14 protein-coding genes are annotated in these 12566 nt (G+C 71.8%); 3 read left to right on the top strand and 11 right to left on the bottom strand.

The window, feature by feature from the left end; genetic code table 11:
- Positions 1 to 36 precede the first annotated feature (36 nt).
- Complete coding sequence (locus tag ACQCO7_RS06705; RefSeq protein ID WP_464070958.1) at positions 37 to 279, bottom strand: DUF397 domain-containing protein; 243 nt, start codon at positions 277 to 279, stop codon at positions 37 to 39.
- A complete protein-coding gene (locus tag ACQCO7_RS06700) occupies positions 276 to 1157 on the bottom strand; it encodes a helix-turn-helix domain-containing protein (RefSeq protein WP_464070957.1) in 882 nt (293 codons plus the stop codon). Before ACQCO7_RS06700 ends, ACQCO7_RS06705 begins: the two co-directional genes overlap by 4 nt.
- A gap of 162 nt (positions 1158 to 1319) precedes the next feature.
- On the opposite strand from ACQCO7_RS06700, the gene ACQCO7_RS06695 reads away from it, so the two are divergent.
- Positions 1320 to 1757 (top strand): ATP-binding protein, encoded by a 438-nt coding sequence (locus tag ACQCO7_RS06695; RefSeq protein ID WP_464070956.1) that lies wholly within the window; start codon positions 1320 to 1322, stop codon positions 1755 to 1757.
- Between the two features lie 212 nt (positions 1758 to 1969).
- Here ACQCO7_RS06695 and ACQCO7_RS06690 read toward each other — a convergent pair whose 3' ends face one another.
- Together ACQCO7_RS06690 and ACQCO7_RS06685 are read right to left on the bottom strand one after the other, a co-directional pair.
- Entirely contained in the window at positions 1970 to 2620 is a 651-nt protein-coding gene (locus ACQCO7_RS06690) for a response regulator (RefSeq protein WP_464070955.1), read from the bottom strand.
- A gap of 14 nt (positions 2621 to 2634) precedes the next feature.
- The gene (locus tag ACQCO7_RS06685; protein WP_464070954.1) at positions 2635 to 3783 is read right to left on the bottom strand and encodes a sensor histidine kinase; all 1149 of its coding nucleotides are present in this window, start codon (positions 3781 to 3783) and stop codon (positions 2635 to 2637) included.
- Positions 3784 to 3892: 109 nt separating this feature from the next.
- Here ACQCO7_RS06685 and ACQCO7_RS06680 point away from each other — a divergent pair, with 109 nt between their 5' ends.
- Positions 3893 to 4804 carry an ATP-binding cassette domain-containing protein gene (locus ACQCO7_RS06680; RefSeq protein WP_464070953.1) on the top strand — a complete coding sequence of 304 codons (912 nt, stop codon included), beginning with the start codon at positions 3893 to 3895 and terminating at the stop codon, positions 4802 to 4804.
- 9 nt (positions 4805 to 4813) lie between these two features.
- Positions 4814 to 5497, top strand: coding sequence for an ABC transporter permease (locus tag ACQCO7_RS06675; protein ID WP_464070952.1), 684 nt, complete (start codon positions 4814 to 4816; stop codon positions 5495 to 5497).
- Positions 5498 to 5646: 149 nt separating this feature from the next.
- Here the strand turns inward: ACQCO7_RS06675 and mug are convergent, their stop codons facing one another.
- From mug to ACQCO7_RS06640, 7 genes are all read right to left on the bottom strand, one after another.
- Entirely contained in the window at positions 5647 to 6192 is a 546-nt protein-coding gene (gene mug, locus ACQCO7_RS06670; protein ID WP_464077161.1) for a G/U mismatch-specific DNA glycosylase, read from the bottom strand.
- Positions 6189 to 7631 (bottom strand): adenylosuccinate lyase, encoded by a 1443-nt coding sequence (gene purB / locus ACQCO7_RS06665; protein WP_464070951.1) that lies wholly within the window; start codon positions 7629 to 7631, stop codon positions 6189 to 6191. The genes mug and purB overlap by 4 nt, the downstream gene beginning before the upstream one ends.
- Before the next feature lie 118 nt (positions 7632 to 7749).
- Positions 7750 to 8538: an SGNH/GDSL hydrolase family protein gene (locus ACQCO7_RS06660; protein WP_464070950.1), complete on the bottom strand. Its 789-nt coding sequence runs from the start codon at positions 8536 to 8538 to the stop codon at positions 7750 to 7752.
- Positions 8539 to 8602: 64 nt separating this feature from the next.
- Entirely contained in the window at positions 8603 to 9622 is a 1020-nt protein-coding gene (locus tag ACQCO7_RS06655) for a hemolysin family protein (protein WP_464070949.1), read from the bottom strand.
- Positions 9619 to 10950 carry a hemolysin family protein gene (locus ACQCO7_RS06650; RefSeq protein WP_464070948.1) on the bottom strand — a complete coding sequence of 444 codons (1332 nt, stop codon included), beginning with the start codon at positions 10948 to 10950 and terminating at the stop codon, positions 9619 to 9621. Before ACQCO7_RS06650 ends, ACQCO7_RS06655 begins: the two co-directional genes overlap by 4 nt.
- A gap of 206 nt (positions 10951 to 11156) precedes the next feature.
- Positions 11157 to 11579 carry a GNAT family N-acetyltransferase gene (locus tag ACQCO7_RS06645; RefSeq protein WP_464070947.1) on the bottom strand — a complete coding sequence of 141 codons (423 nt, stop codon included), beginning with the start codon at positions 11577 to 11579 and terminating at the stop codon, positions 11157 to 11159.
- Positions 11580 to 11586: 7 nt separating this feature from the next.
- Positions 11587 to 12513, bottom strand: coding sequence for an LLM class F420-dependent oxidoreductase (locus ACQCO7_RS06640; protein ID WP_464070946.1), 927 nt, complete (start codon positions 12511 to 12513; stop codon positions 11587 to 11589).
- Between the last annotated feature and the right edge of the window lie 53 nt (positions 12514 to 12566).

Here is a 12566-nt window from a genome sequence, read left to right as displayed (position 1 = left end):
ACGCGCTGGGGCCACCGGGACGTACGGGAGCCAGGTTCACGCCTCCGACACGAACCCCACGAACTGGGTCCAGCCGTCGCGGTTGACGGAGAAGTGGGGGAGGGCCACGTCTTTGGAGTCCCGTACGCAGATGGCTTGTTCGGCGATGGAGACCTCGACGCAGTCGTCGCCGGAGCTGCCGCTGTGGCTGGACTTGAACCAGAAGGCGACCTCAACACAGTCATCGCCCTCCGTCCCGCTGTAGCTGGACTTGAACCAGGCGAGTTCCGTCGTGCTCATAGTTCTCCTCGCAGTTGCTCCAACAGGCCCCGCGATTCTTGAGGGTTCGGGGCCTGCGAGCGCAGTGTTTCATAGCGCTGACGGAGAACACTCACTACTTTCGGATCGGAGATCAGCCGCCCGTTCTCCTGTCCTTCGGAGTAGGCCAGCCACCGTTGCTTCGGGGTCTCCAGGAGTCGGATCGGTCCGTCCGTGCACGTATGCAACCCGGCTTCCAGCGGCACGAGTTGGATCGTCACGTTGCGCAGCAGACTCAGGTCCAGCACGTGATCGATCAGCCTTCGCATCTGATCGACCCCACCCATCCTGCGGCGGAACAGGTGTTCCTCCAGGATGAAGCTGAACTCGACGTTCGGCCGTCCGCGCAGCAGTTCCTGACGCTCCAGCCGAGCGAACACCTGATCCTCGATCTGCTCGTCGGACAGCAGCGGAACACGGTGCTCGAACAGCGCCCGCAGGTATTCCTCCGACTGCAACAGCCCTGGCACCAACCGGCACTCATAGGTGCACAGCCTGATCGCTTTCTTCTCCAGCCGCGCCCACTTCCGGAACCACACCGCCAACCCGGCCTCGCCCCGTGTCAGGAACGGCGCCGCCCTCCGCAGCGCCCCCGTGTTCCCCAGCGCGTTCTCCGCCCTGTCCACGAACCTCTCATCCGGCATCCGCCTCCCCAGCTCCACTGATTCCACCGTGTGCTTGGAGTACCCGATGAGCAACCCGAATTGTTCCCTGCTGAGCCCCTGATGCTCCCGCAGACCCTGGACGACAGCCCCGAACGTCTTCAGACTGTCGGAAGGATCGGGCTCACGTTCGTGGTCGTCGTCGACCGCCTCCACCCCGTCCCCGTCCTCGTCCAAGATCTCCGCACCGTCGGTCATACGCGGCCACCTCCGGGTCTGTACGTGCGCTGTTCCCCGCGATCGACCCGCCCAGGGTGACGGCAAGAATCTCGTACCGTCTACGGATTGCCCCCGTACGCTGACGCAGCGTACGGGCCTCAGGTCTGGAACGCGCCCCCGCGCGCCCTCCACCTTGGCCTCATGAACACCACGACTCCCCAACTTCCTGACACCGTACACACTTTCGACCAGCTCCTGTCGTCCACGCGCAGGGGTGCCCGCCTGGCCCGGCTGCTCACGGTGGAGCGCCTCCAGGCGTGGAAGGTCCCCCCGGCGCACACGGAGCGCATCGAGCAGGTCGTCGCCGAACTCGCGTCGAACGCGGCGCTGCACGGCCGCGTCCAGGGCCGTGACTTCCGCGTCGGCCTCGCTCTCGACAAGACGACCGGCATCCTGCGCGCGGCGCTCACGGACGCGCGCGGGGACCGGCTCCCCTGGCCGCAGCCGAACCCGGACGACGAGTCGGGTCGCGGTCTCGTCCTCGTCGCGGCGCTGGCGGACCGCTGGGGGACCGTCCCGTACCCGCCGAGCGGCAAGACGGTGTGGGCGGAGTTCGACCTCCGTCAGCCCACCCGATAGGCGCCGGCGGTCTCCTCGTACGGCTGCGAAGACGGCTCCAACTCGGCCCGCACGAAAGCCGCTTCGGCCTCCGGCAGGGGCGGCGACGCAGCCGTACGCTCCACGTGGCCGGGAAGGGAACGCGCGCGGCGGCCGTCCCCACCCCGGTCGCGGAAACCCGCACGGTTCCGGACAGGCCGACGCCGCCCGCACACCGGTTTCCCGGCGCCCCCTCACCGAGGTGCCACGAACCCCGACTCGTACGCCGCGATGACCGCCTGGGTCCGGTCCCGCGCCCCCAACTTCCCCAGCACCGCGCTCACATGGGACTTCACGGTCTCCGCGCCCACCACCAGCTCCCCGGCGATCTCCGCGTTCGACAGCCCCCGGGCCATCAACCGCAGCACCTCGCCCTCCCGTTCGGTCAGCCCGGCCGACTCCAGCCGGTCCCGCGCCTCCTGGTCCCCGTACTCCGCCGCCAGCTTCCGCAGGGACGCCGGGAACAGCAGCGACTCCCCGGCGGCCACCACCCGCACCGCGTTGACGATCTCCGCGGCCGGCGCCCGCTTCAACAGGAACCCGTCGGCCCCGGCGCGCAGCGCCTCGTACACGTACTCGTCGTTCTCGAAGGTCGTCACCACCAGGATCTTCGGCGGAGCGTCGACTCCCCGCAGAACGGCGCGAGTCGCGGAGATGCCGTCGAGCAGCGGCATCCGTACGTCCATGGCGACGACGTCGGGCCTCAGTTGCCGGACGAGGGGGATGACGGCGGCTCCGTCGGCCGCCTCGCCGACGACGGTGATGTCGGGCTGGGCCTCAAGAACGGCCCGCAACCCCGCGCGGACCAGCGGTTCGTCGTCGACGAGGAGCACAGTGACCGGCATCCGGCCAGCGTAGATCAGCCCAACGGCAGCTCCGCGCGCACCCGCCAGTCCCCGGCGTCGGGCCCGGTGGACGCGTGCCCGCCGAGGAGCGCGGCGCGTTCGCGGATGCCGCGCAGGCCGCTGCCGCGCCCGGGCCCGGGGACGCGCGCGGCCAGCGGATTGCGCACCTCAAGCCGGAGGACGTCCGCCTCGACGCCCACGCGGACGCGCACCGGCACCGGCCCCGCGTGCCGCAGGACGTTCGTGAGCGCCTCCTGGAGGATCCGGTAGCTCTCCCGGGACACCGGCCCGGGCACCTTCTCCAGCGGCCCCGACAGCTCCGCGTCGACCAGCGCCCCCGACGCCCGCGCGGACTCCAGCAACCGGTCCGCCTCCGCGAGCGTGGGCCGCCCGCTCGCCGGCCGCTCGGACTCCCGCAGCACCCCGAGCACCCGCTCCAGATCCTCCAGCGCGGCCCGCCCGGTCTCCTCGATCGCCTCCAACGCCCGCGCGGTGAACGCCGGATCACCCGCCGCACGCGCGGCGCCCGCCTGCACGACGGCCACCGTGAGCGCGTGCCCGATCGAGTCGTGCAGCTCGCGGGCGATGCGCGTGCGCTCCAGCAGCCGTTCCGTACGCTCCTCCAGCGCCGCGAGCCGCTCGGCGGCGGACGGACCGAGGAGGGCGCGCGCGGCGACGGTCACGAGGTGCCCGAGGCCGACGACGGCGCCGTACAGGGCGATCAGCGGGAACGGCGTCAGCAGGGCGTACGACCAGTGCGGGGACGGGTCCCAGGCGACCAGGTCACTCGCGTACCCCAGGGACAGCCGTACGAGGTCGTACACCAGCGACGGCATCCACACGCACACGAACGTCGTCGACACTCCCAGCAGCAGCCGCACTTCGAGCCAGGCGACCGTCCGCAGCCGGTCCCGCCAGGTCGCCGACGGCGCGATCGAGAACCCGGGGTCCTCCTCGCCCGGCGTGAGCATCCACCGCGCCTGCACGCCCTCGCCCGTCCGCACCCCCGCGACCAGCCCGGCCGGGATCACCAGCAGCGCGACCACCCACGGCCGCCGGGGGTCGATGAACATCCACAGGCTCACCAGGAGCATCGGCACCCACAGATGCAGGAGCCGTGTGTACGTCGTCCCCCGCAGCAGCGGGCTCAGGAACCGGGCCATACGGACATCGTGACAGGCGCCACTGACAACGGTCCTCCCCCGAGCGGGGGAGACGGTTCCCACCCCCGGGGGAAGCCCCTGACCAGGGCCGGAGGCCAGGGTGGTGGACATGACCAGCATCGACGTCCGCGACCTGACCAAGGTCCACGGCACCCGCCGCGCCGTGGACGGTCTCACCTTCAGCGTCCGCCCCGGCCGGGTGACCGGTTTCCTGGGCCCGAACGGCGCCGGCAAGTCCACGACCCTGCGCCTCCTGCTCGGCCTCGACCACCCCACCTCGGGCAGCGCCACTCTCGACGGCCGCCCGTACGCGGCGCTCACCGAACCCCTGCGCCACGTCGGCGCGCTGCTCGACGCGCAGGCCGCGCACGGCGCCCGCACCGGCCGCGACCACCTGCGCGTGCTGGCCGCGAGCAACCGCGTCCCGGTACGCCGGGTCGACGAGGTCCTGGAGGAGACCGGCCTCGCGTCCGTGGCGCGCAGGCGCGTACGGACGTACTCCCTGGGCATGCGCCAACGCCTCGGCATCGCCGCCGCGCTGCTCGGTGACCCCGGTGCGGTCCTGCTGGACGAGCCCTCCAACGGCCTCGACCCGGAGGGCATCGTCTGGATCCGCGGCCTGCTGCGCCGCCTCGCGGGGGAGGGCCGTACGGTCCTGGTCTCCAGCCACCTCATGAACGAGACGGCCTCCTACGCCGACCACCTGATCGTCCTCGGCCGGGGCCGCCTCCTCGCGGACACGCCGCTCAAGGAGTTCGTCGACGCGCGTGTACACCCGCGCGTACGGGTGCGTACGACGGACCCGGCCGCCCTCGTCGACGCCCTCGCGCGCGCGGGTCATCGCGCCGACGAACACCCCGACGGGCACTGGACCGTGCGGCACGCGCGCGTGGACGACGTCGGCTGCCTCGCCTCCGACGCCGGTGTCACCCTCCTCGAACTCGCCGCCGAGGAGGGCACGTTGGAGCAGGCGTACTTCGATCTGACGGCCGGCGAGACCGAGTTCACGGCACACCTCTAGGAGCCCCGCATGTACGTTTCCGCTCTCCACGCCGAGTGGCTCAAGATCCGCACCCTGCGGTCGCAGCTCGTCACCCTCGCCGCGATCCTCCTCGCCACGCTCGCCTTCTCGGCTCTCGCCGGGCTCGACGCCTCCGGTGACGACCCGCTCTTCTCGGCCTACTTCGGCGTCACCTTCGGTCAGATCGCCGCCGTGTCCTTCGGGACGAACGCGATGGCGGCGGAGTTCCGCGACGGCGCCCTGCGGACGTCCCTCGCGGCCGTGCCCGACCGGACACGCTGGTTCGCGGCGAAGGCGACGGCGATCGCCGTACCCGTACTGGCCGTCGGGCTCCTCATCGGTGCCGTCACCCTTCTGACCGGTGACGGGGCGGGGTGGGCCGAGGGGGTCAGGGGCGCCGTGGGGTGCGGGATCTATCTGACGCTGATGGCGCTGCTGGCGGCGGGGCTCACGGCCGTACTGCGCAGTGGGGTGACGGCGCTCGGGATCGTCGTACCGTTTCTGCTGATCGTGTCGTTCGTCGTCGGGGACATGTCCGGGACGGTCGCGGACTGGTTCCCGGACCGGGCGGGGCAGGCGGTGCTGCACAGTGAGCCGGCCGTCGATCCGTGGGCGGGGCTGCTGGTGACGGCCTTGTGGAGCGCGGCGGCGCTGGGGGCGGGGGTGTGGCGGGTGCGGAGGCGGGATGCATGAACGTTTCCTCTTCGAGCAGCTGGGTGCCGGGCAGGGTTGGCGGACGGCGGCCCGAGCCGCTGAACGCGGGGGCCGGGATTGGCGGACGCCGGGCCGAACCACCGGGCGCCGACCCGAGCCGCCGGGCGCCGGCCCCGTCCCGGCGGGCGTCAGCCCTCCGCCGCCTCCCGCAGCCGCGCGAACTCCTCCGCCATCGTCGCCGCCGTCCAGTGCGCGTTCAGCCCGCTGGGGTTCGGCAGCACCCACACGCGCGTGTCGCCGATGACGCGTTCCTGTGGCCCCACGCGCGCGTGCCGGTCGTCGAAGGCGGCGCGGTAGGCGGTGATGCCGACGACCGCCAGCCAGCGGGGCTTCAGGCGGGTCACCTTGGCGGTCAGGACGCGCCCGCCCTCCTGGTACTCCTCGGCGGAGAGCTCGTCCGCACGCGCGCTCGCACGGGCGACGACGTTCGTGATGCCGAGGCCGTACGACAGGAGTTCCGCCTGTTCCGCCGGTTTCAGCAGGCGGGACGTGAAGCCGGAGAGGTGCAGGACCGGCCAGAAGCGGTTGCCGGGGCGGGCGAAGTGGTGGCCCGTCGCGGCGGTCATCAGGCCGGGGTTGATGCCGCAGAACAGCACGCGGAGGCCGGGCGCGGCCACGTCGGGGACGAGGCGGTCGCGCGCGGCCTCCAGCTCGGCCTGGGTGAAGCGGGTCAGAGGATCGCCCCGGGGGTGTAACCGGCGGCCTCCGGGCGCTGCTTGACGATCTCCTCGATCCGGGAGACCACCGACGCGACCTGGTCGGCGGCGGCGCCCGTGAAGGACAGCTTGTCGGCCATCAGCGCGTCGAGCTGCGCGCGGTCCAGGGGGATGCGGTCGTCGGCGGCGAGCTTGTCGAGGAGTTCGTTGCGCTCGGCGCCCTGCTCGCGCATCGCCAGCGCGGACGCGACCGCGTTCTCCTTGATCGCCTCGTGCGCGACCTCGCGGCCCACGCCCGCGCGTACGGCGCCCATCAGGACCTTCGTCGTCGCCAGGAACGGCAGGTAGCGGTCCAGCTCGCGCGCGACGACCGCCGGGAACGCGCCGAACTCGTCGAGCACCGTCAGGAACGTCTCCAGCAGGCCGTCCAGCGCGAAGAACGCGTCCGGGAGGGCGACGCGGCGGACCACCGAGCACGACACGTCGCCCTCGTTCCACTGGTCGCCCGCCAGCTCGCCCGTCATCGACGCGTACCCGCGCAGGATGACCATCAGGCCGTTGACCCGCTCGCAGGAGCGCGTGTTCATCTTGTGCGGCATCGCCGAGGAGCCGACCTGGCCCGGCTTGAAGCCCTCCGTCACCAGCTCGTGGCCCGCCATCAGACGGATCGTCTTCGCCAGCGAGGACGGGGCCGCCGCGACCTGTACGAGGGCCGTGACGACCTCGTAGTCCAGCGAGCGGGGGTAGACCTGGCCGACCGACGTGAACGCCTGCGAGAAGCCCAGGTGGCCGGCGATACGGCCCTCCAGGTCCGCGAGCTTGGCCGCGTCGCCGCCGAGGAGGTCCAGCATGTCCTGCGCGGTGCCGACCGGGCCCTTGATGCCGCGCAGCGGGTACCTGCCGAGCAGCTCCTCCACGCGCGCGTACGCCACGAGGAGTTCGTCCGCCGCCGTCGCGAAACGCTTGCCCAGGGTCGTCGCCTGCGCCGCCACGTTGTGCGAGCGGCCGGCCAGCACCAGCTCGCCGTACTCCGAGCCGAGCTTCGCGAGCCGGGCCAGCACCGCGACCGCGCGGTCCCTGATCAGCTCCAGCGACAGCCGTACCTGCAACTGCTCGACGTTCTCCGTCAGGTCCCGGGACGTCATCCCCTTGTGCACCTGCTCGTGCCCGGCGAGGTCGTTGAACTCCTCGATCCTGGCCTTCACGTCGTGCCGGGTGACCTTCTCGCGCTCGGCGATCGACCCGAGGTCGACGGTGTCCAGCACCCGCTCGTAGTCCTCGATCGCCCCTTCCGGCACCTCGATCCCGAGGTCCCGCTGCGCCCGCAGCACCGCGAGCCAGAGCTGCCGCTCCAGCTTCACCTTGTGCTCGGGCGACCACAGGGTGGCCAGCTCGACGGAGGCGTACCGTCCGGCGAGGACGTTCGGGATACGGGGCTTTGCGGGAGCGGAAGTCACGTGACGGGATTCTACTGGCGATTCACGCAGGCCAGGGCCGGGGCGGGGTTGGTGGGAAGGTACGAGACGCGGGTCACTGCCCCGCGTCTCGCTCGCAGGTCCGGCGGCCTGCGTGGGGTTACGCCGACGGCCCCTCGTACGGCAGCAGCTCCGGGTGTTTCGGTGTGCGGCCGTCTCCCGAGGAGCGGCCCGTCAGGCGGCGGGCTATCCATGGGAGCAGGTATTGGCGGGTGAAGCGGGCGTCGGCCACGCGGCGGGCCGTCCAGGTGGGTGGGGGCGTGGGTGGGATGGGGTCCCGCCAGTCCGGGAACTCCGGGGTGTGGCCCAGGGTCTGCCAGACCGCCTCGGCCACCCGGCGGTGGCCGTCGGCCGTGAGGTGGAGGCGGTCCACGTCCCAGGAGCGGGGGTCCGCGAGGGAGGGGGCGCCGTAGAGGTCCACCACCAGGGCGCCGTGCTTCGACGCCAGGTCGTCCACGCAGGCGAACAGTTCCTCCATGCGGGGGCGGAAGCGTTCGAGCACGGGGCCCTCGCGGCCGGGGCTGCGCATCAGGACCAGGTGTCCGCAGCTCGGCGCCAGGCGTTCCACCGCCTCCGTGAGGAGATCCTTCACGCGGACCATGTCGCACTTCGGGCGGAGGGTGTCGTTCAGGCCGCCGACCAGCGTGATGACGTCGGCGCCCATGCCGGCCGCGACGTCCACCTGCTCCTCGACGATCTGGCCGATGAGCTTGCCGCGTACGGCGAGGTTGGCGTACCGGAAGCCGGGAGCCTCGGCGGACATGCGGGCCGCGAGGAGGTCGGCCCAGCCTCGGTAGGTGCCGTCGGGCAGGAGGTCCGACATGCCCTCGGTGAAGGAGTCGCCGACCGCGACGAGGCTGTTGTACGGGGGAGTGGGGTGTGTCTGCATGGCGTCAGAGATGGTAACCCCGGGCGATACCGGGCGGTCGGTCACCCCGGTGCCCGGGGCAACCTCACGCCTGCTGCCCGAACAGCTCCCGCAGCACGTCCTCCATCGTCACCATCCCCGCCAGCCGTCCGTCGTCCTCCATGACCGCGGCCAGATGCGTACGACTGCCCCGCATCGCCGTCAGTACATCGTCCAACGGCGTGGCCTCCCGCACGCGCGCGATGGGCCGCAGATCCCGCAGCCGGAACGGCATGTCCCTGGGCGACGCGTCGAGCGCGTCCTTGACGTGCAGGTAGCCGACGATGCGGCGCCCCTCGTCGACGACGGGGAAGCGGGAGAAGCCGGAGGACGCGGAGAGTTCCTCCAGGCCCTCGGGGGTGACCCCCACGCGCGCGTAGACGACGCGTTCGAGCGGCAGGACGACGTCCCGCACCGGACGACGGCCGAGTTCGAGCGCGTCGTGGAGCCGCTCCCGCGCGCGGTCGTCGATGAGACCGGCCTCCCCGGCGTCCTTGACGATCTGGGCCAGCTCGGCGTCGGAGAAGGTCGCCGTCACCTCGTCCTTGGCCTCGATGCGCAGGAGCCGCAGCAACGTGTTGGCGAAGGCGTTGATCGTGAAAATGACCGGCCGCAACGCGCGCGCGAGGGTCACCAGCGGCGGCCCGAGGAGCAGCGCGCTGCGCACGGGTTCGGCGAGGGCGATGTTCTTCGGCACCATCTCGCCGAGCAGCATGTGCAGATACGTCGCGACGACCAGGGCGATCACGAACGACACCGCGTGCCCGGCACTGGAAGGGACGCCGACCGCGTGGAACACCGGCTCCAGCAGATGCTCGATGGCGGGTTCCGCGACGACACCGAGGATCAGCGTGCACAGCGTGATCCCGAGCTGCGCGGCGGCCATGAGCGCGGAGACGTGCTCCAGCCCCCACAGCACACCGCGCGCACGCCGGTCCCCCTGCGCGCCCTCGACATACTGCTCGATCTGGGACCGCCGTACGGAGATCAGCGCGAACTCCGCGCCGACGAAGAAGGCGTTGACGACCAGGGTCGCCAGGCCGATCAGCAGTTGGATCGCGGTCATCGTTCCTCCTCCGTTTCCTCGCCGTGCAAGGGCGCGTGCAGCAGGACGCGCGCGGCGCGGTGCCCGGCGGCGTCGACGACGTCCAGCCGCCATCCGGCGACGTCCAGCCTGTCGCCGACGGCGGGGATGCGCCCCAGCTCGGTCGCCACGAGGCCCGCCAGCGTCTCGTACGGCCCCTCAGGAGCCCGGAGACCGACGCGGGCGAGCTGATCGGTACGGGCGGCCCCGTCGGCCGAGTAGAGGGTGCGTCCGGCCTCGTCGGTGCCCGCGGGGGCGAGGTCGGACGTCTCGTGCGGGTCGTGCTCGTCGCGGACCTCGCCGACGACCTCCTCGACGATGTCCTCCAGCGTCGCGACGCCCGCCGTACCGCCGTACTCGTCGATGACGACGGCCATCGTGCGCTTGCCGGAGAGGCGGTCCAGCAGGCGGTCCACGGTCAGGGACTCGGGGACGAGGAGCGGCTCGCGCATGATCTCGGCGACCGGCACGCGCGCGCGGCGCTCGGCGGGGACGGCCAGCGCGTCCTTGATGTGGACCGTGCCGACGACCGAGTCGAGGTTGCCGCGGTAGACGGGGAAGCGGGACAGTCCGCTCGCGCGGGTCGCGTTCGCGACGTCCTCGCAGGTCGCCTGCGCCTCCAGGGCCATCACCTGCACGCGCGGGGTCATCACGTTCTCCGCGGTCAGGTCGGCCAGGTTCAGCGTGCGCACGAACAGCTCGGCGGTGTCGGCCTCCAGGGCGCCCTCCTTCGCGGAGTGCCGGGCCAGCGCGGCCAGTTCCTGCGGCCCGCGCGCGGCGGCCAGCTCCTCGGTGGGCTCGACGCCGAAGAGGCGCACGATCCGGTTCGCCGTGTTGTTGAGGTGCGTGATGAACGGCCGGAACGCGGCGCTGAACCAGCGCTGCGCGTTGCCGACGCTCTTCGCGACCGCCAGCGGCGAGGAGATCGCCCAGTTCTTCGGCACCAGTTCGCCGACGACCATCAGGAACACGGTCGACAGCGCCGTACCGATCACCAGCGCCACCGACCGCGACGCGCTCCCGGGCAGGCCGGCCGACTCCAGGGGGCCGGAGAGGAGTTTCGAGATCGACGGTTCGGCCAGCATGCCGACGACCAGATTGGTGACGGTGATGCCGAGCTGGGCACCGGAGAGCTGGAAGGTCAGGTTCCGTACGGCCTTGAGGGCGCCGGATGCGCCCCGCTCGCCGCGCTCGACCGCCCGCTCCAGCTCGCCGCGCTCGACGGTGGTCAGCGAGAACTCGGCGGCGACGAAGGCACCGCACGCGAACGACAGCAGGACCGCCACCAGCAGGAGGAGCACTTCGGTCATCGGGTCACCTCCGTCCCATGATCGGGCAGGGCGGGGAGCGACGCGCGATGTCGCATGCGGTGAGGTCGGGTACTGGGAGGCTCGCCCATGGGCGGACGCTCACACCTTTCGTGAAAGTAGGGAAAGTCGGAGGGGACCGTGCGGCGCACAGCCCCCTCAAGAGTGCACAGTCCCCTCAAGGGTAAAGGATGGGCAAAGCTGCCTGGCTAGGCCAGGGGCTTCACCCATCGCCGCCACTTCTCCTCCGGCGAGTACCCCGCCGCCGCCCAGGCATGGTGCGCCGTCTCGTTGCGCGTCAGCACCATCGCGTCGCCCCGGCGCCCGCCCAGCCGTACGAAGCGCTCCTCGGCGGCGGCCAGCAGCGCCGACCCGATGCCCTGGCGGCGGCGGGCGGGGTCGACGGCGAGGCGGTACAGGTGGCAGCGCCAGCCGTCGAACCCGGCGATCACCGTGCCGACCAGCTCGCCGCCGGACTCGGCGAGGATCAGCGCCTCGGGGTCGCGGGCGACCAGCCGCTCGACGCCCGCGCGGTCGTCGCTGATGCTCGTCCCCTCGGCGGCGGCCCTCCAGAAGGCCAGCACGGTGTCGAGGTCCTCGGGCGACGCGGCCCTTATGTGCAGATCAGGCATACGGAGATCACAGCACGCCGGGCACCCCCTCGACGGACATTCCGGCATCCGGACGGCTCTGAGCCACCGGCTCCCTGCCCTGGAGGTCCGCCAGCACCGGCCCGAACGCCTCCATGAACGCCTCCAGCACGGTGAAGTACGTGAACCCGTACCGCTCCCGCAGCGCCCGCACCTTCGCCGCGATCTCCTCCCGCGAACCGATCAGCAGGATCGGCAGCGCGAGCGCCTGCTCGGCGGTGAGACCCGGTATGCGTTCTAGGAGCGGCTGTACGACCGCCTCCGGGTCGTCCGTCACGACCACCTGCTGCACCAGCAGGTTCCGTTCCGCCGGTTCCTTGCGGCCGGACGCCAACTCGCCGTACTTCGCCACCCGTTCGTCGAGCTCCTCCGGCGACAGGGGAGTTATCTGCCCCGTCGGGCTCCCTTCGACGACGCGCGCGCCCGCGAAGGCGACGACGTCGGCGTGCTCCGCCGCCAGCCGCAGCATGCGGTTCCCGTTGCCGCCGATCAGCAACGGGACCCGTACGTCGCCGTCCTGGCGCTTCCTCAACTCCTCGACCGTGCTGCGCAGACGGGTCACCCGCTCGCCCGGCGAGCCCCACGGGAGGCCCGCCTCCTCGTGCTCCGCCTCCACGTACCCGGCGCCGAGGCCCAGTTCGAGACGGCCGCCGGTCAGCGCGGCGGTCGTCGCCACCTCGCGGGCGAGCAGGACCGGGTTCCAGAAACCGGTGTTGAGGACGAACGTGCCCACCCGGGGCCGCGTCGTCGACTCCGCCGCCGCGACCAGCGACGGGAACGGTGCCGGCATCCCCAGGTGGTCCGGGACCAGCAGGACGTCGTACCCCAGCTCCTCGGCGCGGCGGCACTTGGCCCGCCACGCGTCGAGCGGTGCGGGTTCCAGCAGGTTGACCCCGAAACGGAACGGACGCGTCATGAACTCCCCCTGTTAGAAAGCGACTTGTCTGTGAAAACAAGTTGTCGTCAAGC

The organism is Streptomyces saintjeani (assembly GCF_055409605.1).
The sequence above is the reverse complement of the archived record's forward strand: the minus strand, read 5'-3'. Positions and strand labels throughout refer to the sequence as shown.